Source organism: Streptomyces jeddahensis (assembly GCF_001642995.1).
Classification (GTDB): Bacteria; Actinomycetota; Actinomycetes; order Streptomycetales; family Streptomycetaceae; genus Streptomyces; species Streptomyces jeddahensis.
Genome location: NZ_LOHS01000101.1, coordinates 31,747 through 56,166, shown reverse-complemented (window position 1 = coordinate 56,166; position 24,420 = coordinate 31,747). Strand labels below are relative to the sequence as shown.

The window sequence follows — 24,420 nt, the reverse complement described above, 5'->3', positions numbered from 1 at the left end:
TCAATTCGCTGTCCACAGTCTGTGGAGACCGCTTGTCCACGGATCCACAGGCTGTTGGCCTGGGTCGATGGTCTCTCATCGGCCTCGGCTGTGGACACCGTCTGGACAACTCGGCAGTCCCCAGGGTGTGGAGGAAAGAAACCCCGCGTTTCTGTGGAGAAGGGGCGAGGCGGACCCATTAATCGAACACGGGCTAACCCGTGGCGTCCGTCCGGGAGCCGTGTCACGGCCGGGGAACGACGAAGGGCGCCCGGGAACTCGTCCCTGGACGCCCTTCACGCGCGCGTGCGCGCTGCCGTCAGCCGTTCTTGATGCGGTTCGTGAGCTCGGTGACCTGGTTGTAGATGGAGCGGCGCTCGGCCATGAGCGCCCGGATCTTGCGGTCCGCGTGCATCACCGTCGTATGGTCCCGGCCGCCGAACTGCGCGCCGATCTTCGGCAGCGACAGATCGGTGAGCTCGCGGCAGAGGTACATCGCGATCTGGCGTGCCGTCACCAGCACGCGGCTCCGCGAGGATCCGCAGAGGTCCTCCACCGTCAGCCCGAAGTAGTCGGCGGTGGCCGCCATGATGGCGGTCGCCGTGATCTCCGGCGCCGAGTCCTCGCCTCCGGGGATCAGGTCCTTGAGGACGATCTCCGTCAGACCGAGGTCCACAGGCTGGCGGTTGAGGGACGCGAACGCCGTCACCCGGATCAGCGCGCCCTCCAGCTCGCGGATGTTGCGCGAGATCCGCGATGCGATGAACTCGAGCACCTCCGGCGGGGCGTTGAGCTGCTCCTGTACCGCCTTCTTGCGGAGGATCGCGATACGCGTCTCCAGCTCGGGCGGCTGGACGTCGGTGATCAGACCCCACTCGAAGCGGTTGCGCAGCCGGTCCTCCAGCGTCACCAGCTGCTTGGGAGGCCGGTCCGAAGACAGCACGATCTGCTTGTTGGCGTTGTGGAGCGTATTGAAGGTGTGGAAGAACTCCTCCTGAGTCGACTCCTTCTCCGCGAGGAACTGGATGTCGTCGACGAGCAGGATGTCCATCTCGCGGTAGCGCTTGCGGAAGCTGTCGCCCTTGCCGTCGCGGATGGAGTTGATGAACTCGTTGGTGAACTCCTCGGAGCTCACGTAGCGCACGCGCGTGCCCGGGTAGAGGCTGCGCGCGTAGTGCCCGATCGCATGCAGCAGATGCGTTTTGCCGAGCCCCGAATCCCCGTAGATGAAGAGAGGGTTGTACGCCTTCGCGGGTGCCTCGGCGACGGCGACTGCCGCTGCGTGCGCGAAGCGGTTCGAGGCACCGATCACGAACGTGTCGAACAGGTACTTCGGATTCAGGCGCGCCGTGGGCTCACCGGGACCCGTCGCGGGGGCCGGTTGCGCGGCCAGCGGGCCGGGCGCGCCGGTCGGCGCCGGCAGCCCGGAGCCGACCGGCCCGCCGCTGTGCATGCCGGGGCCGCCGTGCCCTCCAGGCCCGGTGCGGCCACCGTGCCCGCCCGGTCCTGACGACCTGTCCGGAAGATCATGGCGGCCGCGCTGCTCGTACTCGGACCGCTGCTGTTCGTACTCGGACCGCTGCTGGTCGTACTGAGGGCGCTCCGAGTCGTACGGCGCGCGCTCCGTGTCGTAGCGCTGCCGGTCCGGTTCATACGGTGAGCGGTCGGATTCGTACGGGGAACCCGGCTCGTACGCAGAGCGGTCCCCCGACGACGAGCGGTAGTCGTGCTGAGGCGCCGACGACGGCGTCGCGTACGGGTCGCGGTCCGGGAAACCGAGACGCTGCTGCTGCCAGCCGTACTCGTCCTGGGCCGGGCGCGGCCATGCACCGGGCTCGGGCCGCTGGTAGTCCCCCGGGTAGGCGGGGCGGACGGTCGGGAGCGGGTCCGGGCGGGTGCCCGGCAGCTGATCGCGGTGGCCCCCAAGGTGATCGTCGGCGGACGTCCGGCCGTACCCCTCGTACGCGTCGCGGCCCTGGCCGGAAGCGGAGGGGAGTTCGGGCTCTTCGTAGCGCTGCGGTGCGGGACCCCCCGCCTGACGGGTGGAGGAAGGCGCCGACGGCGGGGCCGGCGGTTCGCCCGCGGAGTCGTCGACCGTGATCGCGATGCGGATCGGGCGGCCGCACTCGCGGCTCAGTGTCTCGCTGACGACGGGCGCGAGCCGGCCTTCGAGCACGCCCTTGGCGAACTCGTTGGGCACGGCGAGCAGCGCGGTGTCGGCGACGAGGGCCAGCGGCTGACACCGCCTGATCCAGTGCTCGTCCTTCGCTTCGACGCCCTGACCGCGACCCTCTCCGAGGAGCTGTTCCAGTACTCGTGGCCACACTGCGGCAAGATCGGCAGGTACGTCAGCCACAGGGCACGCTCTCTCACGGGTCCCACGAACGTGTGGTTCTCGGGACGGTCGGGGGTCTGAATCGGGAAGGGCGGGAACAGGGGGAACGAATCGGAGTCCAGCCACGGTAGTCAGGGCGGCCGGTACGGTTCAAGTTGTTGTCCCCAGCCTGTGGACAGTGTCCCCCACGCGTCGCTGGTTTGACCGGATGGCGTAGCCCCGCGTACCGTAACCAGGTCGAGTTGTCGATGGCTGCTGCCGCCTGCCTCCGATGGGCACAGATCACGCTCAGTGATCGGGAAGCGGTGCACTCGGGCGTATTGCGAGCTACTCGTGGGCGCACGGTGACAGCCAGGCGACACCCCGCCAACCACCCGATTTCTTCTGGAGCCCCCGAGTGAGCAAGCGCACCTTCCAGCCGAACAACCGTCGTCGCGCGAAGACCCACGGCTTCCGGCTGCGTATGCGCACCCGTGCCGGCCGCGCGATTCTCGCGTCCCGCCGCAGCAAGGGTCGCGCCCGCCTGTCCGCCTGATCGCACAGGTCATGACGTCGTGCTGCCTACCGAGCATCGGCTGAGGCGGCGCGAGGACTTCGCGACCGCGGTACGCCGAGGACGCCGGGCCGGACGCCCGCTTCTCGTCGTCCATCTACGCAGCGGTACAACGGACCCGCACGCGCCTGGGGAGAGTGCTCCCCCGTCGCGTGCGGGTTTCGTCGTGAGCAAGGCAGTGGGTGGCGCGGTCGTCCGCAACACGGTGAAGCGCAGACTTCGCCATCTGATGCGTGATCGGTTGGCCCAGCTGCCCCCCGGTAGCCTGGTAGTCGTACGAGCGCTGCCCGGCGCGGGTGACGCCGACCATGCACAGCTGGCCCGAGACCTGGATGCCGCCCTTCAACGACTGCTGGGAGGGGGCGCGCGATGAAGTACCCGCTGCTGGCACTCATCAAGCTCTACCAGTGGACGATCAGTCCGCTGCTGGGGCCGGTGTGCAAGTACTACCCGTCGTGCTCTCACTACGGCTACCAGGCCATCGACCTGCACGGTGCGATCAAGGGAACGGCACTCACCGCCTGGCGCATCCTGCGATGCAATCCCTGGTCGCTCGGCGGTGTCGACCATGTTCCTCCGCGCAAGCGTCCGCGGTGGCACGAAATGCTGCGCACCGCATGGCGCGAACGCAAGGGCGGGACCTCCGCCGAGGGCGTGCTGCCACGGGAAAGCCGTCCTGACCCCTCGAGCTCGGCCGCCGAGACCCCGTCCCATGCTCAAGGAGCCTGATTAGTGGACACGATTGCCAGTCTTTTCAGCTTTATCACGACACCCGTCTCGTGGATCATCGTCCAGTTCCACTCGCTGTACGGGGCCCTCTTCGGCCCTGACACGGGCTGGGCCTGGGGCCTGTCCATCGTGTCCCTCGTGATCCTGATCCGCATCTGCCTGATCCCGCTCTTCGTGAAGCAGATCAAGGCGACCCGGGCCATGCAGACGCTCCAGCCCGAGATGAAGAAGATCCAGGAGCGCTACAAGAACGACAAACAGCGTCAGTCCGAAGAGATGATGAAGCTGTACAAGGAGACGGGCACCAACCCGCTCTCCTCGTGCCTTCCCATCCTGGCGCAGTCGCCGTTCTTCTTCGCCCTGTACCACGTGCTCAACAGCATCGCGTCGAATGACACCATCGGCGTGATCAACGAGCGCCTGCTGGAGAGCGCGCAGAAGGCGCACATCTTCGGCGCCCCGCTGGCCGCGAAGTTCATGGACAGCGAGGAGAAGGTCTCGGCGCTTCAGGCTTCGCTGACGGACGTGCGCGTCGTCACCGCGCTCATGATCGTCCTGATGTCGCTGTCGCAGTTCTACACGCAGCGCCAGCTGATGACGAAGAACGTCGACACCACGGTGAAGACGCCGTTCATGCAGCAGCAGAAGATGCTGATGTACGTCTTCCCCATCATGTTCGCCGTCTTCGGCATCAACTTCCCGGTCGGTGTCCTCGTCTACTGGCTGACCACGAACGTCTGGACCATGGGCCAGCAGATGTACGTGATCCACCAGAACCCGACCCCGGGCAGCAAGGCCCAGGCCGCCTACCTGGAGCGTCTGCTGAAGCACGTCACGCACGCCGGCAAGGTCGGTAAGCGTCGTGACCGCGCCGCGCTGAAGGCGATCGTCGCCAAGGGCCGCGACCGCAACGAGCATGAGCGGAAGTTCATCAACGGCCTGACCAAGGCGGGCCTTGCAGCTCAGGCCGACGGCACCGTGGTGGCGAGCGTGACCACGGTCGCCGAAGAGGCGCAGGATTCTGCCGATGCCACCCCAAAGCGTCAGCAGCCCAAGCGCCAGTCCAAGGCGCAGCGTCAGGCCGCCGCGTCCCAGGCGGCCCCCAAGACGGCGGCTGCGGCCGCCCCCAAGGCGTCGCTGGAGAAGAAGGACGAGCCTCAGGACGCCGATCCCCAGGACAAGCCGGCGGGCAGCCAGTCCGGCGCCGGTACCGCACGCCAAGCCAAGTCCGGACAGCGCAGGGGCCAGCAGCGGCCCAAGCACCCGTCGAAGAAGTAAGGAGTCCATCCCGTGACGGAAGGCACCACCTCCGCCGCTCCTGAGGGTGGCGACACCCTGACCCGCCTTGAGCAGGAGGGTGAGATCGCGGCGGACTACCTCGAGGGTCTGCTGGACATCGCCGACCTCGACGGTGACATCGACATGGACGTCGAAGCCGACCGGGCCGCTGTCTCGATCATCAGCGATACGGGCAGCCGTGACCTGCAGAAGCTGGTCGGCCGCGACGGCGAGGTGCTCGAGGCTCTGCAGGAGCTGACCCGCCTCGCGGTGCACCGCGAGACCGGCGACCGCAGCCGGCTGATGCTGGACATCGCCGGCTACCGGGCCAGGAAGCGCGAGGAGCTCTCCGAGCTGGGCGCCAAGGCCGCTGCCGAGGTGAAGAACACCGGCGAAGCGGTGAAGCTCAAGCCGATGACGCCCTTCGAGCGCAAAGTCGTCCACGACGCGGTGAAGGCCGCCGGCCTGCGCAGCGAGTCGGAGGGCGAGGAGCCTCAGCGCTACGTCGTCGTGCTCCCTGCCTGATCGGCACCTTGTTGTCCCGGCCCCGTCTGTTCGCAGGCGGGGCCGGTCTTTGTCAGCCTGATAGTCAGCACCCATTGCGGTAGTGCGGTACGGAAGGACGGTCCCCGTGACGGAGGCAGCGGAGCTCCCCCCGGCGCCGGAGCAGGCCCGGGCGGTATTCGGTGATCGCTTCGCGGACGCGGTGCGGTACGCGGAGTTGCTGGCCGATGCCGGAGTGCAGCGCGGTCTCATCGGTCCTCGCGAAGTCCCGCGGCTGTGGGAGCGCCACCTGTTGAACTGCGCCGTTCTGTCCGAGGTCGTACCCGAGGGCGTGACGGTCTGCGACGTGGGTTCCGGCGCAGGGCTCCCTGGTATCCCGCTGGCCCTGGTGCGGCCGGATCTGAAGATCACGCTTCTCGAGCCGCTGCTGCGGCGTACGAACTTCCTCACCGAAGTCGTCGAGCTGCTCGGCCTCGACCATGTGACGGTCGTCCGCGGCCGCGCCGAGGAGGTCCTCGGCAAGCTGCCCCCCGTCCATGTGGTCACGGCACGGGCCGTGGCCCCGCTGGACCGGCTGGCGGCTTGGGGCGTTCCGCTGCTCCGTCCGTACGGAGAGATGCTGGCCCTCAAAGGCGACACCGCCGAGGAAGAGATCAAGAGTGCAGGGGCGGCCCTGAGCAAACTCGGTGCGGTCGATGTCTCGGTCCTGCACGTAGGGGACGGGGTGGTGGACCCACCCTCCACGGTGGTGCGCGTGGAGGTCGGGGAGAGTCCGGGTGGCGTACGGTTCGCCGCCAAGCGGGCCAAGGCTGCCCGTACCGGTCGCTCTCGACGCCGTCGCTGATCCGTCCTGACGAGTGGCCGGTACTCCACACAAGCTGCCAAACCGATGCAAGTCGGAGTGTCGTGCGAGCCCGACCCGGGCCGCTAGGCATCGTGTTTCACGTGAAACGTCGCTCACTGCTGCATGGCATCATCAGTCGCGGCCGCGCTGCTGCCGAACCGCGCGACCGCCGGCCTCTCGGGTCCCTCGGAGGTGGCACGGAGTTTTCCACAGAGGTGGAATCCTCCACAGAAGACCGGGCCTCGCTGGTTCACGACCCCGAAAGCATGGGAGGCTCTGTTCATTGCGAGCCTGTAGTCGAGGAGAGTGAATCGTTGCGGTCCGACGCCAACATCGCAGGGCCGATGACCGATCCGGTCCCCGGTCCCCGTACCGACCCCACGGGGCACGATGTTTCACGTGAAACACCGCCCCCGATGGACGACACCCCGATCGGTCGTGCTGCCCAACTAGCGGTGGAGGCTCTGGGTCGCGCCGGTGAGGGCCTGCCGCGGCCCGAGGACACCCGAGTCATGGTGGTCGCCAACCAGAAGGGTGGGGTGGGCAAGACCACGACGACAGTCAACCTTGCCGCCTCGCTCGCTCTGCATGGCGGACGCGTCCTGGTCATCGATCTCGACCCCCAGGGCAACGCATCGACAGCTCTCGGTATCGATCATCACGCCGAAGTCCCTTCCATCTACGACGTGTTGGTCGAGAGCAAGCCGCTCTCCGAAGTCGTCCAGCCGGTGCCCGACGTCGAGGGCCTCTTCTGCGCACCCGCCACGATCGATCTCGCCGGTGCGGAGATCGAGCTTGTGTCACTGGTGGCGCGGGAGAGCCGTCTGCAGAGAGCCATCCAGGCGTATGAGCAGCCGCTGGATTACATCCTCATCGACTGCCCGCCCTCACTGGGGCTGCTGACGGTCAATGCGCTCGTGGCCGGTGCCGAGGTGCTGATCCCGATCCAGTGCGAGTACTACGCGCTGGAGGGGCTGGGGCAGCTTCTGCGCAACGTTGACCTGGTGCGCGGACACCTCAACCCTGCCCTGCATGTTTCGACGATCCTCCTCACCATGTACGACGGCCGGACGCGGCTGGCGTCTCAGGTGGCGGAAGAGGTCCGCAACCACTTCGGGGACGAGGTTCTCCGCACGAGCATCCCGCGCTCCGTGCGTATCTCCGAGGCACCGAGCTACGGGCAGACAGTGCTGACATACGATCCAGGGTCGAGCGGTGCTCTCTCGTACCTGGAGGCGGCGCGGGAGATCGCGCTGCGCGGGGTGGGCATCCACTACGACGCACAGCACGCCCACCTGGGCGCTCAGAATGATCAGCAGAATATGGCGGAGGGGATCCAGTGAGTGAGCGACGAAGGGGTCTGGGGCGTGGCCTCGGCGCCCTGATCCCAGCGGCCCCGACAGGCGAGAAGCCGATGCCCCCGGCAGCAAATGGAGCACCGGCCGCATCCCCCAGCGTGCCTGTCCTGACCGCGGAACGGGGAGTGGCGGCCGCGAAGGTGGCCACGCTGTCTCAGGGCTCTGTTTCACATGAAACGGCGGAGCCGTCGCATGCTGCGGTGGAATCTCCGCAGAGCCCGGCCGGAGCTCACTTCGCCGAACTGCCCCTCGACGCCATCACGCCCAACCCCCGGCAGCCGCGCGAGGTCTTTGACGAGGACGCCCTGGCTGAGCTCGTCACCTCGATCAAGGAGGTCGGGCTTCTCCAGCCTGTCGTCGTAAGGCAGCTGGCGCCCTCCCGCTACGAACTCATCATGGGCGAGCGCCGCTGGCGTGCTTGCCGTGAGGCCGGTCTGGACGCCATCCCGGCGATTGTGCGGGCTACGGAGGACGAGAAGCTTCTCCTCGACGCGCTCCTGGAGAACCTACACCGCGCTCAGCTGAATCCGTTGGAGGAGGCGGCTGCCTACGACCAGCTGCTCAAGGACTTCAACTGCACGCATGATCAGCTGGCAGACAGGATCGGCCGGTCCCGTCCGCAGGTTTCCAACACTCTCCGTCTGCTGAAGCTCTCGCCGGCCGTGCAGCGCAGGGTCGCCGCCGGCGTGCTCTCCGCGGGACACGCGCGTGCACTGCTGTCCGTCGAGGACTCGGAGGAGCAGGACAGGCTGGCGCACCGGATCGTGGCCGAAGGACTGTCGGTGCGGGCAGTCGAGGAGATCGTGACCCTGATGGGTTCGCGGCCCAAGAGCGCCACGAGGTCCAAGGGGCCACGGGCCGGGAGCCGTGTCTCCCCTGCACTGACCGACCTCGCCACTCGTCTCTCGGACCGCTTCGAGACGCGGGTGAAGGTGGATCTGGGTCAGAAGAAAGGCAAGATCGTCGTCGAGTTCGCCTCTATGGAAGACCTGGAGCGCATTCTTGGAACACTCGCCCCGGGCGAGGGACCGGTTCTGCAGAACGGCGCCACGGAGGACGCTACCGAGGAGACGGAAGGCTGAGCGCTCCCGGCGAAGACTGAGCGCTGTCGAGAGGCGTAAACGACCTGCCGCAGAGAAAGAGCGGGCCATGTCCGGTCTGTACCGGAACACGGCCTGCTCTTTGCTTTCAGTCGGTATCGATGCAATCGCTGCACGGATACGATGCGAACGGGTTTGGCGTATCCATCTGGCGGCACCTTATGGGGAGGCGGGGGCCATGCGATCGGTGAGCCGCACCGGGCTGGTGACGACAGGCCTCGGGCTGGGGGCGGTCGGCGGGTTCGTCGGCAGTCTGCTCAGGGAACGGAGCGCTCTGACAGCCGCCCGTGATGCGGCGGGCGGAGGAAGTGAGGAACTGCCTTCATGGGGCGTCGGCTCGTACCGCTCACGCTGGACAACCTTCCGGATCTCCCCAAGCGCTGCCGCTCGTGCGTCTTCTGGGAGCTGGATCCGGTCAGTGGTCAAGCCGCGCTGAAGGCAGGTACGCAAGAGCTGGAGAAGGAAGCCTGGATCTCCGCCGTCCTCCTGGAGTGGGGCTCCTGCGGACGAGTCGTCTACGTCGATGACGTTCCTGTGGGCTTCGTCCTGTACGCGCCGCCTGCCTATGTGCCCCGATCCATGGCGTTCCCCACAAGCCCCGTCTCACCGGACGCCGTCCAGTTGATGACCGCCTTCATCATCCCCGGATATCAGGACCAGGGTCTCGGCCGCGTGATGGTTCAGACGGTGGCCAAGGATCTGCTCCGCCGCGGGTTCAAGGCGATCGAGGCATTCGGCCACGCACAGTGGAAGGAACCCGCCTGTGTGCTGCCGGCGGACCATCTGCTCGCGGTCGGTTTCAAGACGGTGCGGCCGCATCCCACGTATCCACGACTGAGGCTTGAGCTGCGTACGACGCTGTCGTGGAAGGAAGACGTCGAGATGGCTCTGGACCGGCTGCTCGGAGCCGTGCAGAAGGAGCCGGCGCTGCGGCCGCTGTGAGGCCACCAGAGAGAAGCGGCTGTGCGGTCTCAGACCACGAATACGAATGGGCCAGCCCCACCGGGCTGGCCCATTCGTGTTTCACGTGAAACAGCGCCGCCGTTTACTCGGCGATGAAGTCCTCGAGGTCGCGCACGATCGCGGCCTTCGGCTTCGCACCGACGATGGTCTTCGCCACCTCGCCGCCCTGGTAGACGTTCAGGGTCGGGATGGACATCACACCGTACTTCGCGGCGGTGTTGGGGTTCTCGTCGATGTTGAGCTTCACGACCTCGATCTTGTCGCCGTACTCAGCCGCGATCGCCTCGAGGGACGGCGCGATCTGGCGGCAGGGACCGCACCAGGCGGCCCAGAAGTCCACCAGAACGGGCTTGTCGCTCTTGAGGACGTCCTGCTCGAAGGAATCGTCGGTCACATTCTTCAGAGTGCCGGCCACGGCGGGCTCCTTAATCGTTGTGCGTGGGGCGGGTGATGGTCAGACGGTGGCAGCAGCGGTCTCGCTGTCCGAGAGAGCAGCGAGGTAGCGCTCGGCATCGAGGGCCGCGGAGCATCCAGTACCGGCGGCGGTGATCGCCTGTCGGTAGGTGTGGTCGACGACGTCGCCGCTGGCGAAGACACCGGTGATGTTCGTCCGGGTCGAGGGCGCGTCGACCTTCAGGTAGCCCTCGTCGTCGAGGTCGAGCTGACCCTTGAAGAGCTCGGTGCGCGGGTCGTGGCCGATCGCGATGAACAGACCCGTCACAGGCAGCTCGGAGGTCTCGCCGGTCTTGACGTTGCGCAGCGTCAGCCCCGAGAGCTTCTGGTCGCCGTGGATCTCGGCCACCTCGCTGTCCCAGACGAACTTGATCTTCGGGTCGGCGAAGGCACGCTCCTGCATCGCCTTCGAGGCCCGGAGGCTGTCGCGGCGGTGGACGATCGTCACCGACTTGGCGAAGCGGGAGAGGAAGGTGGCCTCCTCCATCGCGGTGTCGCCGCCGCCGATCACGGCGATGTCCTGATCCTTGAAGAAGAAGCCGTCACAGGTGGCGCACCAGGAGACGCCACGTCCCGAGAGGGCATCCTCGTTCGGCAGGCCGAGCTTGCGGTGCTGGGAGCCGGTGGCGACGATGACGGCCTTGGCCTGGTGCACGGTGCCCGACGTGTCCGTGACGGTCTTGATGTCACCGCTGAGGTCCACCGCGACGACATCGTCCGGAACGAGCTCGGCACCGAAGCGCTCGGCCTGGGCGCGCATGTTGTCCATGAGCTCGGGGCCCATGATGCCGTCCTGGAAGCCGGGGAAGTTCTCCACCTCGGTGGTGTTCATCAGTGCGCCACCCGCGGTGACGGCACCCTCGAACACCAGCGGCTTCAGCGACGCGCGCGCGGTGTAGAGCGCCGCCGTGTAGCCGGCGGGCCCGGAGCCGATGATGATCACGTTACGGACGTCGCTCACGGCTTGATTCCTCGTCTCTGGGGACTGCTTCACTACTGCCGGTACTGCCGGTGGAGCCCGTTTCCGGGCTCTCACCCCACCCAACGGATCCTACGGGGCGCGCATTCCCCACGTGTCCGGGCACACGGAGGTGCCCAGGGGGCACGACGGGCCCGGCGTTCCGCGGGAGGCGGTCAGGGGCGGGCGTACGAGCGGGTGAGCAGCACCTTGCCCTCGGAGTCCGGCGCCTTCTCCTCGCAGGAAGCATCGACCACATAGGCCGAGACCTTCGCGGGATCGGACTCATGCGGCAGCACGACGAGGTAGGAGTCCTTGCCCTCGTACATGCCCTCTTCGGCGCCGAGGGCCTCGTCGCTGCGTCCGATCCCTGCACGGATGCAGGGGGGTACCGGGACCGAGTTCTTCAGCATGGGCTCGTTCGACCGCGGGCCGCCTGGGCTGGTTTCGGCGTTGAAGGAGGGCGGTGAGTTGCCAGCGCTTGGTTCTGGGGGTGAGCCTTTGCCGAGGAGATCCGCTACCTGTTCCTCCAGCGTCCCTGCAGAGAAGGTGTGCTCGCTGGCGGCGCGTTCCTCCGTCGCCTGCGGGGGCCCATCCGGCGGGGTGCCGTTGAGCGACTGCAGCAGCAGGGTGCCCAGTCCTATTGCGGCCGCCGTGAAGACGGCACCGAGCACCAGAGTCCTGCGGCGGCGCGGGCGCCCCTGGCTCTGACGCCCAGGTCCGGAGGACCCATGGGGACGTCCTGCCGGCCGGTCCACTGGAGTGTCAGATTCGGCAGCGCGCGATGTTTCGCGGGTGCGCGATGTTTCACGTGAAACATGGACGACGGTCTCTGTCGTCGCGCGTGCCGTGGCATCGAGCAGGGCTTCTGCGGCCAGCGCAGCGTCGATACGTCCGGCGACATCGGCGGGCATCTGCGGCGGGCCTGGCAGGGTGCCGAGCAGGCCCCGGATGTCCTCGAGGGAGTCGTACACATCGGCGCAGAGCGTGCAGCCCTCCAGGTGCCGCCGCACCTCACCAGTGCGGGCCGGAGGGAGAAGACCCTCGGCCAGGTCGGAGATCTCGGTGACGTCCGGATGCCCGGCCGTACCGGTCGTGGAACTCACGCGTGCCCACCTCCGCCCTTCACTGCATCGGGGTCTTTCGGCTCTGCTGCTGGTGGGACGGATGTCTCCTGCGTCCGGTTCCTTCCCGTCCCCGGCTTCTTGCTCTGACTCCCGCTGCCGCCGCTGCTCTCGGCTCCTGCCCGCAGATGCGTGAGCAGCGGGAGCAGTCTGGCTCTGCCGCGTGCACAGCGGCTCTTCACCGTTCCGGTGGGGACATCGAGAATCCGGGCGGCCTCGGCGACCGGATAGCCCTGCATATCCACGAGGACCAGCGCTGCCCGCTGATCCGCGGGCAGGGTGTGCAGCGCCTCGAGAAGCTGGCGATGGAGGTCGTTGCGCTCGGCGGGCGCGGCCGCTGATTCGTGCGGCTCGAGGAGCTGCTCCAGCCGTTCCGTTTCGTTGACCGGAGAGGTCTTACGGGAGGCGGCCTTGCGTGCCCGGTCCAGGCAGGCGTTCACCGTGATCCGGTGCAGCCACGTCGTGACAGCGGACTGTCCGCGGAAGGTGTGAGCGGACCGGTAGGCGGAGACCAGCGCGTCCTGGACCGCGTCGGCGGCCTCCTCCCGGTCCCCGAGCGTGCGCAGCGCCACCGCCCACAGGCGGTCGCGGTGGCGCCGTACGAGCTCGCCGAACGCGTCCTTGTCCCCCGCGACGTGGCGAGCCAGGAGGTCCTGGTCGCTTGCTGCGCCGTATCCGGCGTCGTCCACCACCGGGCCCCCTCCCCTCGGTGACTGCAGTGCTCAGCCCGTGAACTTCACGTCCGTGACGGCCTGCTTGTAGCCCGGGTCGCTGTACTGATCACCGGGTGCCTTCGGCAGTGCGGTGAACCAGACCAGTACGTACTGGCTCTTCACCGGCTTGTTCACCGTCACCTTGGCGGTGGTGCCGTTCGTCGTCACGGTCCCGATCTTCTTCATCGAGCTGAGTGATGTCGACGAACTCATCGAGTCGGTGGCGTACAGGGTGACCGTCGTGTGGTCACCGGCGTACCTGAGTCCTATCGAGGCTGCTGACACCGCTTGCTCGGAGCCGAGGTCGTAGACGATACCGACGCCGGGCTTGTAGGCGGGGTTCATATCCGGACCGTCTATGAAGCTCTTGGTACGCCAGTACGTCGAGCTGTCGCCGTCATAGGTCTTGTCGACATCCTCGGGATTCTGCGCGTCGCCCTTGGCGATGTATTCCTGCGCCCCCTTGATGGTGAGGGGCGCGGCGGTCTGCTTCTGCGTGCCCTTGTCGCCGTCGCCGTCGCTGCCGCCGGTCTGGGACGGCGCGGGGTTCTTGGACTTGCCCTGGTCCATCAGAGCGTCCGCGAGCTGCCAGCTGCCGAGGCCGAGCGCCGCGATGAGCAAGGCCGACACGGCCCACTTGAGGGCCTTGCCGGTACGGCTCTGCAGCGGAGGCGGCGGTGTCGGAACCGGCCGGGTGGCGCCGGGAACGGCCTGGGCGCGGGCGTACGTGCCTTGCTGGTACGTCGTGCGCTGGTACTCGGGCGGGGCGGTGAACGCCGGCTCCGGCGGCCGGATGCGGGGCATCTCGCCGATCGCCTTCACCAGCTCCTCCGGCGTGGTGCACGGAGGCTCCTGGCGTGACGCCGTCGCGCCGTCGTTGACCAGAGCGCGCATCGCAAGCTCCGACAGCCCTCGGTGCACGCCGGCCCGCACCTGGTCCGGGGCGATGAGCCCGACGGCCTTGGGCAGCCCGGAGAGCCCGAACGCGTCCTGCTCGTACGGCCAGCGCTGGGTCAGGGCCGCGTACAGCAGGGCGCCGATGGCCTCGGTGTCGGTGCGCTGGGGGGTGTCGGAGCTGATGCCGCGCAGGGCGGCGTTCACGGCGAGGCCGCGGATGCGCCACTGGCCGGACGAGGTGCGCAGCACCGCGCTCGGCGTCAGACGCAGATGGGCCAGGCCCTCGCGATGCGCTGCGGCCATGGCCTGGGAGACCTGATGGACGAGCTGGTACGCGTCGTGCACCTCGAGAGGGCCGGCGGCCAGGAGCGTCGTCAGCTCCGTGGCGTCCGGCAGCCACTCGTGCACGACATAGACGAGGTCGTTCTCCTCGACCGCGTCCAGGACCTGGACGAAGCGCGGATCGCCCAGCAGGGCGGACGAACGGGCCGCGGCCAGCACGGACCGGGCCCGCGGATGATCGGCAGGCAGCAGATGCACGCCTACGGCACGGCGCAGTTTCTCATCCACTGCACGCCAGCTGCTGAACCCGTCCAGACGGGTGACGCATTCCTCGAGGCGGTAGCGTCTGGCGAGCTTGTGGCCGCTGTGCAGTTCCGGTGGCGAGACCTGGACCGGCGCAGCCTCCGGGGTGCTGTCCCCGCGCGCCTCGTCCGTCTCATCGCCTGCTGTTTCCCGCTCCCCAGTCTGGGCCACCCCGTCGGCCGTGGCCTCGTCCGCCTTGGCGGCCAGCGGCTCGTCACCGCTGTTGTCTGCCACGTCGACGGCAGCCGTGCTCCGTTCCGCCACCGTCGTTCCTGCCTCCCCATCCATTGCGCTCTGTTCAGACGCCAAAGCCAATTGTGCCCACAGTCCGCCGCTATGCACGACACACGGTGGTCGGCGATGGTTGTGCGCATACCCGGGGTTCAGCGACCCAGGCGTCCGCGCACCATACCGACCATCGAGTTGAGCTCCGCGATCCGCATCCGCCGTGCGGCGATGTAGAAGACCCCGAGGAGCGCGATTCCGCCGCCGAGAAGGGCGGCCAGTGAACCGGCGACACCCTGTCCCAGCCCCTGCGTGATGCCGTAGCAGACCGCACCGGCCAGCACCGCGGCGGGCAGCGAAGCGATACCGAGCCGGGCATACGTACGGATGACGTGGGAGCCGTCCAGGTCGCCGCCCAGGCGCTTCCGCAGCCGCCGCCAGGCGACGCCCACGCCGATCGCGTACGCGAGGCCGTACGAGGCGGCCATGCCGACGACGGCCCAGCGGGCGGGAAGCAGGAGGTAGCAGAACCAGGAGGCGACGGCGTTGACGGCGGCCACGATGAGCGTGTTGTAGAAGGGCGTCCGGGTGTCCTCGTACGCGTAGAAGGCGCGCAGCACGACGTACTGGACGGAGAACGGGATCAGGCCGAGGCCGAAGGCCATCAGCATGTAGCCCATGTTGGTGGCGGCTTCCTCCCCTGAGGTGCCGAACATCAGGGTGCACATCGGGATGCCGAGGGCCACGAAGCCGAAGGCGATCGGAACGATCGCGACGGCCGTGGTGCGCAGGCCCTGCGAGATGTCGTCGCGGACCGCTCCGGTGTCGCCGTCGTGGGCCGAGCGCGAGAGCCGCGGCAGCAACGCGGCCATCAGCGAGACCGTGATGATCGCCTGCGGGAGACCCCAGATCAGCTGGGCGTTGGCGTACGCGGCGAAGCCCGTGCCCTTGTCCCCGGAGTCGATACCCGCGGCCGTGGACAGCTGAGTGACGATCATGGCGCCCGCCTGGTTGGCGAGGACGAAGAGCACCGTCCACTTGGCCAGCATCGCGGCCTTGCCGAGGCCGTGGCCCTTCCAGTCGAAGCGCAGCCGCAGCCTGAATCCGGTCTCCCGCAGGTACGGGATCATCGCGAGGGCCTGGATGACGAGGCCGAGCAGGATGCCGACGCCGAGGAGCCGCTGGCCCTCCGGCGGGATCGTCTCGACAGTCATGTGGGAGTTCGCGGAGGTGCCGTAGACCCAGAGGAACATGCCGAGCGTCACGATGATGACGATGTTGTTCAGGACCGGGGTCCACATCATCGCGCCGAACCTGCCGCGGGCGTTGAGGATCTGCCCCATCACCACGTGGATGCCCATGAAGAAGATCGAGGGCAGGAAGTAGCGGGTGAAGGTGACGGCGACCTCGTTCGCCGCAGCGTTGCCGGCGACGGACACCGACAGCATGCGGACCAGGAGCGGCGCGGCGAACATCGCGAGTGCGGTGAGTGCGGCCAGGGCCACCATGACGAGGGTCAGCAGACGGTTGGCGTATGCCTCGCCGCCGTCCTCGTCGTCCTTCATGGCGCGTACGAGCTGCGGCACGAAGACGGAGTTGAGGCCGCCGCCGACGGTCAGGATGTAGATCATCGTCGGGAGCTGGTACGCGACCTGGAACGAGTCGCCGAGAGTGCTGAGGCCCAGGGCCGAGACGATGAGCGCGGAGCGGATGAAGCCGGTGAGCCGGGACACCATCGTGCCCGCCGCCATCACCGCGCTCGACTTCAGCAGGCCGGCCGCCCGGCCGGTCTTCTTCGGCGCGGAGACAGGGGCAGGAGCCGGGGCGGGCGCGGGCACGGTGGGCGCGGTGGGCTCAGACACATGCCCGGCGGTGGTGGGCTCCGACGCGAGCCCGGCGGACGCTGCCGGGACGGCCGAGGGTCCGCCAGGGGAGCGGCCCCCGGGGCCGCTCTGGTCCCGGAAGAGATGCGCGAAGGCGTCCGGCTCGTGGCGCTCCTCGGCGGCCCCGGTGACGAGATCGTCGACGCCGACGAACTGGGTCGTGCGCGCATCGTCGCCGTACGGCAGCTGCCGGCTCGGGCCGTCGGGCTCGGGCGGCGGCGTCTGCGCCCAGACGCGCGGGTCGGGGGCGTACTGCGGGGCGGGCGGCTGTGCGTAGAGCTGCTGTGTCTCCTGGTAGGTGCCGGGAGGCGGCGGAGGGTGCGCGGAGCGGTCGTAGAGCGCCTCCGTCACCGGGTCCTGGGCGGTGAGGTCCTGATCGCGGTACGGATCCTGGGCGTAGGCGTCCTGGAGGTACATGTCGGCGGCAGGCCCCGGCGGCACCTGGCCCCCCTCGGGAGCGCCGGGTGGCATGCCCTCGGACGATGCGGAACCGCCCGCGCCCTGGCCACGGTCACCGTCGTACGGCGCGTTCATGGTCTACCCCACCTCATCGTCCCCGGGCCCACCGGCCACGACATCGCTCAACGGTCCACTCTCTCACCCGTGCCGGACGGGTCGGTGCTTTCCGGTGCGGTGTCCGGTGTCGGGTCACTCGGCTGCCCGGGAGCCCCGGCCCCGCTCTCCGCGCCGGACTCTTGCTCCGAGCCGCGCTCCGGAGCGTCTGCCTGCCGGGCGGCCGCACGCTTGCGCTGCGTGTACATCCGGAAGCCCGCGAGCACGAGCAGCAGCAGACCACCCGCGATGACCAGCATCACGGAGGGCGGGACCTCGGTGACCTCCAGGTCGAAGCGCACCTCGTCGCCGTACGGCCGGCCGTCCTCCGTATACAGCTGGGCGATCACCGGGACGGGGCCGTTGGCGTTGGTCGTTGTGGTGAACTTCACCGACTGGATGTGCCCGCCGGCCACCTTGACCGCATGCTCCTCATAGGCGCCGCCACCGATCGTGAGGCGCCTGGGCTTCGTCGAGGTGAGGCGCAGCACGAGATGGTCGACGCCCTGCACGAGATTGTTCTGCACGGTCACCGGGATCGTCGCACTGCGGCCCGAGAGCTTCGCCGGGGACTTGTCGACCAGCTTCACCCGCTGGGTGAGGCTCTCGAGATACGACTGCACGCCCTCACGGAACTGCTGCGCCTCTGCCGCGCGGCCTCTCCAGGACGTCGACATCTGCCGGTCGATGGCGCGGCCGAAGGGCGTGACGACGCGGGAGGAGTCGGTGAGGATCACGGTGAAGCTGTCGAGCGCGTTCTGCGTCTTCCGGATGGCTTCGAAGGCGGACTGCGGGAGTTGCTGCTTACGCAGAGCCGACGGGTACTGCTGGGCGGAGGGCACCCGGGTCGTGGCGTTCGGGTCGGGCTTCGCCTTCGCGGCCGCCGACAGATCCTGGGACTCGGACCAGCGGCTCTCGTCGAGGGCGGTCAGTGCCGTGGCCATGGTCTGTGCCTGGCTCGCGGACGGCATGCGCTGCGGGGCGACGACGATGCTGCGCTGCCTGTTCGGGTTCTGCAGCGTGATCATCAGGCTTTGGGCGAGGAAGTCCTGGACGGCGAGCGTGGACTTCTCCGCGTTCGTCATGTCGCCCTCGAAGGCGGTCGACAGGCGGGCGTCTGCGACCACGGCCGTGGTGCCGCCGCCGATCGGCCGTGCCGCACTGGGCGTGTACGTCAGGCCGCCGGTCTCCTGCAGGCTGTCGCTGCGGGCGATCACCATGTCGGCGCCCGCAGAGGTGGCCACCTCGACGATCGACGGGTCGACCGCTCCCTCCACGGGCCAGGCGAAGTCAGTGCTCGGTTCCACGTGGAGCACGGTCTCCACGGTGATGGCCGCCGCGTCCGTGGCGTCCTTGAGATGGCTCAGGGAGCCTGAGACGTTCTTGCCGTTGTGTGCGAGCGAGGCCAGGTCGGGGTCTGCGAAGGGCAGCGCGACGACCTGCTTGTCCGCCACCGCCTTCTCGAGGTCGTCGAGCCACTGTTTGGCGACCGCCTGGTTCTTGCCGGCGGTGGTGCCGGTGCCGTCGGCTGCCCGGATGCGGTAGCTCCTGGTCATGGCGTCGACGGAGGCCAGCAGATCCGGGTCGATGACCCAGGTCACGTCCAGGTCGGCGCCGAGGGCGACCATGCGCTCCAGCCGGCCGCCCGGGGAGATCTCCTCGGCCAGGCTGTCGTCTTCGAAGACGGGCGTCTGCTGCTCGTCCGAGCCGGTCTCCGCGGTGACGTGCGTGGAAGAGATCAGCGGCCACAGATACGTCGTCTTGGTCTTGGTGTTCGTCGCGCCGGGCTGCCACGGCAGGAAGGTCCGCTGCAGGCCGAGTACCTGCTGCCAGGGCTGAGCCGCGGTCTGACCCGTGAGCGCGACGGCGAGCTGATAGACGCCGTCGGCACCGAGGTCCAGGTCCTTGACGGGAACCGAGATGCTGAAGCTCTGCGAGACGCCGGGCGCCAGCTTGGCGAATTCCTTGGCGTACTTGCCGCCGATCTGGTTGCCGTCCGCTCCCGGGACGTAGCCGGTGCGCTGCGCGGCGTTGTCGATGGCGCTACGGCTGTTGAGGAGGGGCCCCACGCGCAGGGCGACCTCGGCGCCGGTGACCGTTTCCTTACTGCTGTTGGTGACCGTGCCGGAGACGGTGAGCGTGTCGTCTTCACCCGGGGCGGTGGGAGTGAGCGAGTTCACGGAGACGTCGACGGTGCGCGAGCCGGTCGCCTCGGTCGTGGAGGTCTTCGTGGAGGTGTGCGTGGCGGCGTGCGAGGCGGGCGTCTGGGGCAGCTGGACGAGACCGGCCAGCAGCGGCACCGCGACGAGCATGGCCCCCGCCCGCCGCAGCCAGCGGCGGGCAGGTGAGGGACGGGTCCCTGGGAAATCTGCCGCCTCGGCCACGCGCTCGTCCGTCCTCGTCATCGTCAGTGGTCGTCGGTATGTGCGTCCACGCATGGTAACGATGTGCGCTCCTGTGAAGTGCCTCGGAGCGCTCCGCAAGATCGAACGACCGGGACCGCGCAGACTACCGGTGCTCACCGAGAGCCGCAGGGCGGGTACCTCGTGTCAGTGGCGGCGAAAGGAGTGCGCCCGCGGGCGTCCGGGCCACGTACCCTTTTCTGTTGTGCCGAACGCCAACGCAGACAACTCCAGTGCCCTGAGTCAGGTGCAGCACCGCGCGGTCAGCGAACTGTTGCGGGTGTCACCTGTCGCAGACGATCTTGCCCGTCGATTCCAGGAGGCCGGGTTCACTCTCGCCCTGGTCGGAGGCTCGGTCAGGGATGCACTGCTGGGCCGACTCGGCAATGACCTGGACTTCACGACGGACGCCCGCCCCGAGGACGTGCTGAAGATCGTGCGGCCGTGGGCCGACGCCGTGTGGGAGGTCGGGATCGCCTTCGGCACGGTGGGCTGCCAGAAGAGCGCCCGCGTGGGAGATTCCGAGCAGAACTTCCAGATCGAGGTGACCACCTACCGCTCGGAGTCGTACGACCGGACCTCGCGCAAGCCCGAGGTCTCCTACGGCGACTCCATCGAGGACGATCTCGTCCGGCGGGACTTCACCGTCAACGCGATGGCTGTGGCCCTGCCGCAGAAGGAGTTCATCGATCCGTACGGCGGCCTGCAGGACCTCGCCGAGCGTGTGCTGCGCACTCCGAGCACTCCGGAGGAGTCCTTCTCCGACGACCCGCTGCGGATGATGCGCGCGGCACGGTTTGCCGCGCAGCTCGACTTCGAGGTCGCGCCCGAGGTGGTCGCCGCGATGAAGGCGATGGCCGAGCGCATCGAGATCGTCTCGGCGGAGCGGGTACGGGACGAGCTCAACAAGCTGATCCTCTCCCCGTATCCCCGCAAGGGGCTCGCGCTCCTTGTGGGCACGGGTCTGGCCGATCACGTGCTGCCCGAACTCCCTGCGCTGCGACTGGAGCGCGACGAGCACCACCGGCACAAGGACGTGTACGAGCACACGCTCATCGTGCTGGAGCAGGCCATGGAGCTGGAGGAGAGCGGTCCCGACCTGACGCTCAGGCTCGCCGCCCTGCTGCACGACATCGGAAAGCCGAGGACCCGCCGCTTCGAGAAGGACGGCCGGGTCTCCTTCCACCACCACGAGGTGGTGGGAGCCAAGATGACCAAGAAGCGGATGGCGGCGCTCAAGTACTCCAATGAGCTCGTGAAGGACGTCTCACGTCTGGTCGAACTGCACCTGCGCTTCCACGGATACGGCACCGGCGAATGGACGGACTCCGCGGTGCGGCGTTACGTACGCGACGCGGGGCCCATGCTGGACCGGCTGCACAAGCTGACCCGCTCGGACTGCACTACACGCAACAAGCGGAAGGCGAGCGCGCTGTCGCGCGCCTACGACGGCTTGGAGGAGCGCATCGCCCGCCTGCAGGAGCAGGAGGAGCTGGACGCGATCAGGCCGGACCTCGACGGTAACCAGATCATGGAGATCCTGGGCGTCGGCCCCGGCCCGGTCGTCGGTCAGGCGTACAAGTTTCTGCTGGAGCTACGTCTGGAGAACGGGCCGATGGAGTACGACGCGGCGGTGTCGGCGCTCAAGGAGTGGTGGGCGACGCAGCCGCAGGGCTGAGCCGAAGCGCGGATACGCCCGGCGTCATGTTTCACGTGAAACATGACGCCGAAGGTCGAGTCCGAGTACGCGTGAGGGGCGGTGTTTCACGTGAAACACTGCCCCTCACGCGGATCTACGCTCGGCAGAGCCCTCTTCTTGTCGAGGCTCTACTTGTCCTTCAGGCAGAGCAGGAAGCTCTTGTCACCGCCGGTCTCCGTGTAGGCGTACTGGAAGTCCGAGGCCTCTTCCGAGCACTTCTTGTCGGCCGTCAGGCTGCTGAAAGAGCCCTCGATCTTGGCCAGCACCTTGTACTGGGCCTTGGCGTCGCTGCACTCGACGACCTCGAGGTCCGGGTTGTTGTCGTCGGAGCTGCCGCGGTGCATGCAGCTGCCCACGGCGGCCGTCTGCGCGTCGTCCTGGCTGGCCCACCAGCCGCCGGCGACCACGATGGCGGCGACGATGAACCCGCCGATGCGGAGGTACTGCCGGATGCCCCGGCGCGGCTGCTGGGGGGCCGGGGCAGGTGCCTCGAAGTGCGGGCTGGGCTGCGGCGGAACGCCGGGCTGGCCCGGCTGCGGCGCGGCCTGCTGGGCGTAGGGGTTCCCGCCCTGTGGCTGGCCATAGGGCTGCTGACCCTGAGCGAACGGGTTCTGGCCCTGGGGCGGCGGAGTGGTCACTTGGGGGTCCCCCTCGAACTAGGCGCACACAGGCGCGAATAAGACGCCCCGTAAGGGCGTACATAAGACGCCCGTAAGCTACTGGGCCCCACTGACAACTCTGAAGCTCAGAGATGCACTGTGGCATTGATGTGACACTTACTGGCGCTCAAAGCGGGCCATAGCAGCAGCAATCACCGCGTAGATGACGGCCACCGTGATCACCAGCGGAACCGACCGCCCGTCAGGAGGCAGCATCAGGGCGGCTACTCCTGCGGCTCCGACGAACGCGACATTGAACAGCACGTCGTACACCGAGAAGATCCGCCCTCTGAAGCCGTCATCGATCGAGGACTGTACGAGCGTGTCCGTGGCGATCTTCGCGCCCTGGGTCGTCAGACCCAGCACAAACGCCGCGGCCATCATGGGCGCGGGAGCGAACGGCAGCCCCAGCGCAGGCTCCAGCACCGCAGCCGCACCCGCGCACGCGGCGATCCAGCCGCCCGGGCCCAACCGCCCGGCCGCATAAGGCGTCACCACGGCCGCCGCAAAGAACCCGGCTCCCGACATCAGCACGGCGAGACCCAGCAGGGCCAGCCCACCTTGCGCCCCTACAGAGTCACCAGCCCCATCAGACCCACTGGTTTCCGAGGACCACGCATAACGGCACAGCATCAGCACCATCACCGTCAGCGCGCCGTAGCAGAACCGCATCAGCGTCATCGCGGCCAGGGCGCGTACCGCCACCGGCCGTGCGACCAGATGCCGTATCCCCGCAGCCAGCCCGCGCGCCGTGCCTGCCACTGCGGCCCACAGCCGCGGCTGTACCAATGCCGGATCGGGGCCGAGCAGTTCGCGCGCCAGCCGCAGCGAGGCCAGCCCCGCGCACAGGTAGAGCCCCGCTCCGGTCAGGACGACCGCCGTGTCGGAGTCCGAGACCACCAGACGCACAAGGAAGGCGAGACCACCGCCCGCGGTTGCGGCGAGGGTCCCGGCCGTGGGCGAGAGGGAGTTGGCCATCACCAGGCGGTCGGCGTCGACGACACGCGGCAGCGCGGCCGAAAGCCCCGCCAGGACAAAGCGGTTGACGGCGGTGACACACAGGGCGGAAGCGTAGAAGAGCCACTCCGGAACGCTGCTCACCATCAGCACGGCCGTCACAGTGGCCAGAAACGCCCGCAGCAGACTCCCGTACAGGAGAACCTGGCGACGCCGCCAGCGGTCCAGCAGCACGCCCGCGAAGGGCCCGACGAGCGAGTACGGCAGGAGCAGCACCGCCATCGCAGAGGCGATCGCCGCCGGGGACGCCGGCTTCTCCGGCGAGAAGACGACGTAGGTGGCGAGCGCGACCTGGTACACGCCGTCGGCACCCTGCGACAGCAGCCGCACGGCGAGCAGGCGCCGAAAGTTCCCGAAGCGCAGGAGGACGCGCAGGTCACGCACCACAGCCATGGGCACAGCCTCACATACGAGGAGGGTCCCCGGGCCGATTGCCCGGGGACCCTCGACGGTCGCACGACGGACGAGCCACGCCGGCGCGTGGAGCCCGTCTCGCCGGTGCGGGGTCGTGCTTAGCGCTCGACCTCGCCCTTGATGAACTTCTCGACGTTCTCGCGGGCCTGGTCGTCGAAGTACTGGACCGGCGGGGACTTCATGAAGTACGAGGACGCGGAGAGGATGGGGCCGCCGATGCCGCGGTCCTTGGCGATCTTCGCGGCGCGCAGGGCGTCGATGATGACACCCGCCGAGTTCGGGGAGTCCCACACCTCGAGCTTGTACTCGAGGTTCAGCGGGACGTCGCCGAAGGCACGGCCCTCGAGGCGGACGTACGCCCACTTGCGGTCGTCGAGCCAGGCCACGTAGTCCGACGGGCCGATGTGGACGTTCTTCTCGCCGAGGTCCCGGTCGGGGATCTGGGAGGTGACGGCCTGCGTCTTGGAGATCTTCTTCGACTCGAGGCGGTCGCGCTCGAGCATGTTCTTGAAGTCCATGTTGCCGCCGACGTTCAGCTGCATCGTGCGGTCCAGGATGACGCCCCGGTCCTCGAACAGCTTCGCCATGACGCGGTGCGTGATGGTGGCGCCGACCTGCGACTTGATGTCGTCACCGACGATCGGCACACCGGCCTCGGTGAACTTGTCCGCCCACTCCTTCGTACCGGCGATGAAGACCGGGAGGGCGTTGACGAAGGCGACCTTGGCGTCGATGGCGCACTGGGCGTAGAACTTCGCCGCGTCCTCGGAACCCACCGGGAGGTAGCAGACCAGAACGTCGACCTGCTTGTCCTTGAGCACCTGGACGACGTCGACTGGGGCCTCGGAGGACTCCTCGATCGTCTCGCGGTAGTACTTGCCGAGACCGTCCAGGGTGTGGCCGCGCTGGACGGTCACGCCGGTGGTCGGCACGTCGCAGATCTTGATGGTGTTGTTCTCGCTGGCGCCGATGGCGTCGGCGAGGTCCAGGCCCACCTTCTTGGCGTCCACGTCGAAGGCGGCGACGAACTCGATGTCCCGCACGTGGTAGTCGCCGAACTGGACGTGCATGAGACCCGGGACCTTGCTGTCCGGGTCGGCGTCCTTGTAGTACTCGACGCCCTGTACCAGCGACGCGGCGCAGTTGCCCACGCCGACGACCGCTACGCGAACCGAACCCATTCCGGTTGCTCCCTG

21 protein-coding genes are annotated in these 24,420 nt (G+C 68.2%); 10 read left to right on the top strand and 11 right to left on the bottom strand.

Annotated features, from left to right (window positions below; genetic code table 11):
• Window positions 1–298 precede the first annotated feature (298 nt).
• The gene (gene dnaA / locus STSP_RS23750; RefSeq protein ID WP_078067442.1) at window positions 299–2,335 is read right to left on the bottom strand and encodes a chromosomal replication initiator protein DnaA; all 2,037 of its coding nucleotides are present in this window, start codon (window positions 2,333–2,335) and stop codon (window positions 299–301) included.
• 376 nt (window positions 2,336–2,711) lie between these two features.
• Here dnaA and rpmH point away from each other — a divergent pair, with 376 nt between their 5' ends.
• The 9 genes from rpmH to STSP_RS23710 all read left to right on the top strand — a co-directional run bounded on the left by rpmH (window position 2,712) and on the right by STSP_RS23710 (window position 9,622).
• Window positions 2,712–2,849 (top strand): 50S ribosomal protein L34, encoded by a 138-nt coding sequence (gene rpmH, locus STSP_RS23745; protein WP_003956500.1) that lies wholly within the window; start codon window positions 2,712–2,714, stop codon window positions 2,847–2,849.
• A gap of 19 nt (window positions 2,850–2,868) precedes the next feature.
• Complete coding sequence (rnpA, locus tag STSP_RS37390) at window positions 2,869–3,240, top strand: ribonuclease P protein component (RefSeq protein ID WP_078067441.1); 372 nt, start codon at window positions 2,869–2,871, stop codon at window positions 3,238–3,240.
• Window positions 3,237–3,596 carry a membrane protein insertion efficiency factor YidD gene (gene yidD / locus STSP_RS23740; protein WP_067281776.1) on the top strand — a complete coding sequence of 120 codons (360 nt, stop codon included), beginning with the start codon at window positions 3,237–3,239 and terminating at the stop codon, window positions 3,594–3,596. The genes rnpA and yidD overlap by 4 nt, the downstream gene beginning before the upstream one ends.
• Before the next feature lie 3 nt (window positions 3,597–3,599).
• The gene (yidC, locus tag STSP_RS23735; protein WP_067281773.1) at window positions 3,600–4,874 is read left to right on the top strand and encodes a membrane protein insertase YidC; all 1,275 of its coding nucleotides are present in this window, start codon (window positions 3,600–3,602) and stop codon (window positions 4,872–4,874) included.
• Between the two features lie 12 nt (window positions 4,875–4,886).
• Entirely contained in the window at window positions 4,887–5,399 is a 513-nt protein-coding gene (locus STSP_RS23730; RefSeq protein ID WP_067281771.1) for a Jag family protein, read from the top strand.
• 106 nt (window positions 5,400–5,505) lie between these two features.
• On the top strand, window positions 5,506–6,222 hold the full coding sequence (gene rsmG / locus STSP_RS23725; RefSeq protein WP_067281770.1) for a 16S rRNA (guanine(527)-N(7))-methyltransferase RsmG: 717 nt from the start codon (window positions 5,506–5,508) through the stop codon (window positions 6,220–6,222).
• A 266-nt stretch (window positions 6,223–6,488) separates the two neighbouring features.
• Window positions 6,489–7,565 carry a ParA family protein gene (locus STSP_RS23720; protein ID WP_078067446.1) on the top strand — a complete coding sequence of 359 codons (1,077 nt, stop codon included), beginning with the start codon at window positions 6,489–6,491 and terminating at the stop codon, window positions 7,563–7,565.
• Window positions 7,562–8,662 (top strand): ParB/RepB/Spo0J family partition protein, encoded by a 1,101-nt coding sequence (locus tag STSP_RS23715; RefSeq protein ID WP_067281765.1) that lies wholly within the window; start codon window positions 7,562–7,564, stop codon window positions 8,660–8,662. Before STSP_RS23720 ends, STSP_RS23715 begins: the two co-directional genes overlap by 4 nt.
• Window positions 8,663–9,004: 342 nt before the next feature.
• Window positions 9,005–9,622 (top strand): GNAT family N-acetyltransferase, encoded by a 618-nt coding sequence (locus STSP_RS23710; protein ID WP_067281762.1) that lies wholly within the window; start codon window positions 9,005–9,007, stop codon window positions 9,620–9,622.
• Window positions 9,623–9,725: 103 nt separating this feature from the next.
• On the opposite strand, the gene trxA is transcribed toward STSP_RS23710, so the two are convergent.
• From trxA to STSP_RS23675, 7 genes are all read right to left on the bottom strand, one after another.
• A complete protein-coding gene (gene trxA, locus STSP_RS23705) occupies window positions 9,726–10,058 on the bottom strand; it encodes a thioredoxin (protein ID WP_067281759.1) in 333 nt (110 codons plus the stop codon).
• A gap of 39 nt (window positions 10,059–10,097) precedes the next feature.
• Window positions 10,098–11,057, bottom strand: coding sequence for a thioredoxin-disulfide reductase (gene trxB, locus STSP_RS23700; protein ID WP_067281757.1), 960 nt, complete (start codon window positions 11,055–11,057; stop codon window positions 10,098–10,100).
• A gap of 173 nt (window positions 11,058–11,230) precedes the next feature.
• Window positions 11,231–12,160, bottom strand: a complete 930-nt coding sequence (locus tag STSP_RS23695; protein WP_067281754.1) for an anti-sigma factor family protein — start codon at window positions 12,158–12,160, stop codon at window positions 11,231–11,233.
• Window positions 12,157–12,870: an RNA polymerase sigma factor SigM gene (gene sigM, locus STSP_RS23690; protein WP_067281751.1), complete on the bottom strand. Its 714-nt coding sequence runs from the start codon at window positions 12,868–12,870 to the stop codon at window positions 12,157–12,159. Before sigM ends, STSP_RS23695 begins: the two co-directional genes overlap by 4 nt.
• A gap of 30 nt (window positions 12,871–12,900) precedes the next feature.
• Window positions 12,901–14,637 (bottom strand): protein kinase family protein, encoded by a 1,737-nt coding sequence (locus STSP_RS23685; protein WP_067281748.1) that lies wholly within the window; start codon window positions 14,635–14,637, stop codon window positions 12,901–12,903.
• A gap of 119 nt (window positions 14,638–14,756) precedes the next feature.
• Entirely contained in the window at window positions 14,757–17,015 is a 2,259-nt protein-coding gene (gene murJ, locus STSP_RS23680) for a murein biosynthesis integral membrane protein MurJ (protein WP_067281745.1), read from the bottom strand.
• Between the two features lie 47 nt (window positions 17,016–17,062).
• On the bottom strand, window positions 17,063–19,417 hold the full coding sequence (locus tag STSP_RS23675) for a DUF6049 family protein (RefSeq protein ID WP_067281742.1): 2,355 nt from the start codon (window positions 19,415–19,417) through the stop codon (window positions 17,063–17,065).
• A 223-nt stretch (window positions 19,418–19,640) separates the two neighbouring features.
• Here STSP_RS23675 and STSP_RS23670 point away from each other — a divergent pair, with 223 nt between their 5' ends.
• Window positions 19,641–21,113: a CCA tRNA nucleotidyltransferase gene (locus tag STSP_RS23670; RefSeq protein ID WP_067281739.1), complete on the top strand. Its 1,473-nt coding sequence runs from the start codon at window positions 19,641–19,643 to the stop codon at window positions 21,111–21,113.
• Between the two features lie 149 nt (window positions 21,114–21,262).
• On the opposite strand, the gene STSP_RS23665 is transcribed toward STSP_RS23670, so the two are convergent.
• The 3 genes from STSP_RS23665 to STSP_RS23655 all read right to left on the bottom strand — a co-directional run bounded on the left by STSP_RS23665 (window position 21,263) and on the right by STSP_RS23655 (window position 24,405).
• The gene (locus tag STSP_RS23665) at window positions 21,263–21,772 is read right to left on the bottom strand and encodes an LppU/SCO3897 family protein (protein ID WP_067281736.1); all 510 of its coding nucleotides are present in this window, start codon (window positions 21,770–21,772) and stop codon (window positions 21,263–21,265) included.
• A 138-nt stretch (window positions 21,773–21,910) separates the two neighbouring features.
• On the bottom strand, window positions 21,911–23,203 hold the full coding sequence (locus STSP_RS23660) for an MFS transporter (protein ID WP_067281734.1): 1,293 nt from the start codon (window positions 23,201–23,203) through the stop codon (window positions 21,911–21,913).
• A 119-nt stretch (window positions 23,204–23,322) separates the two neighbouring features.
• Window positions 23,323–24,405 carry an inositol-3-phosphate synthase gene (locus tag STSP_RS23655; protein ID WP_067281731.1) on the bottom strand — a complete coding sequence of 361 codons (1,083 nt, stop codon included), beginning with the start codon at window positions 24,403–24,405 and terminating at the stop codon, window positions 23,323–23,325.
• Between the last annotated feature and the right edge of the window lie 15 nt (window positions 24,406–24,420).

Bases quoted from the DNA above. Each gene is read 5' to 3' on its own strand.
- STSP_RS23720 (WP_078067446.1), top strand. From the start codon at position 6,489: ATGGGAGGCTCTGTTCATTGCGAGCCTGTAGTCGAGGAGAGTGAATCG.
- murJ (WP_067281745.1), bottom strand. From the start codon at position 17,015: ATGAACGCGCCGTACGACGGTGACCGTGGCCAGGGCGCGGGCGGTTCC.
- STSP_RS23710 (WP_067281762.1), top strand. From the start codon at position 9,005: ATGGGGCGTCGGCTCGTACCGCTCACGCTGGACAACCTTCCGGATCTC.
- yidD (WP_067281776.1), top strand. From the start codon at position 3,237: ATGAAGTACCCGCTGCTGGCACTCATCAAGCTCTACCAGTGGACGATC.
- STSP_RS23660 (WP_067281734.1), bottom strand. From the start codon at position 23,203: ATGGCTGTGGTGCGTGACCTGCGCGTCCTCCTGCGCTTCGGGAACTTT.
- STSP_RS23655 (WP_067281731.1), bottom strand. From the start codon at position 24,405: ATGGGTTCGGTTCGCGTAGCGGTCGTCGGCGTGGGCAACTGCGCCGCG.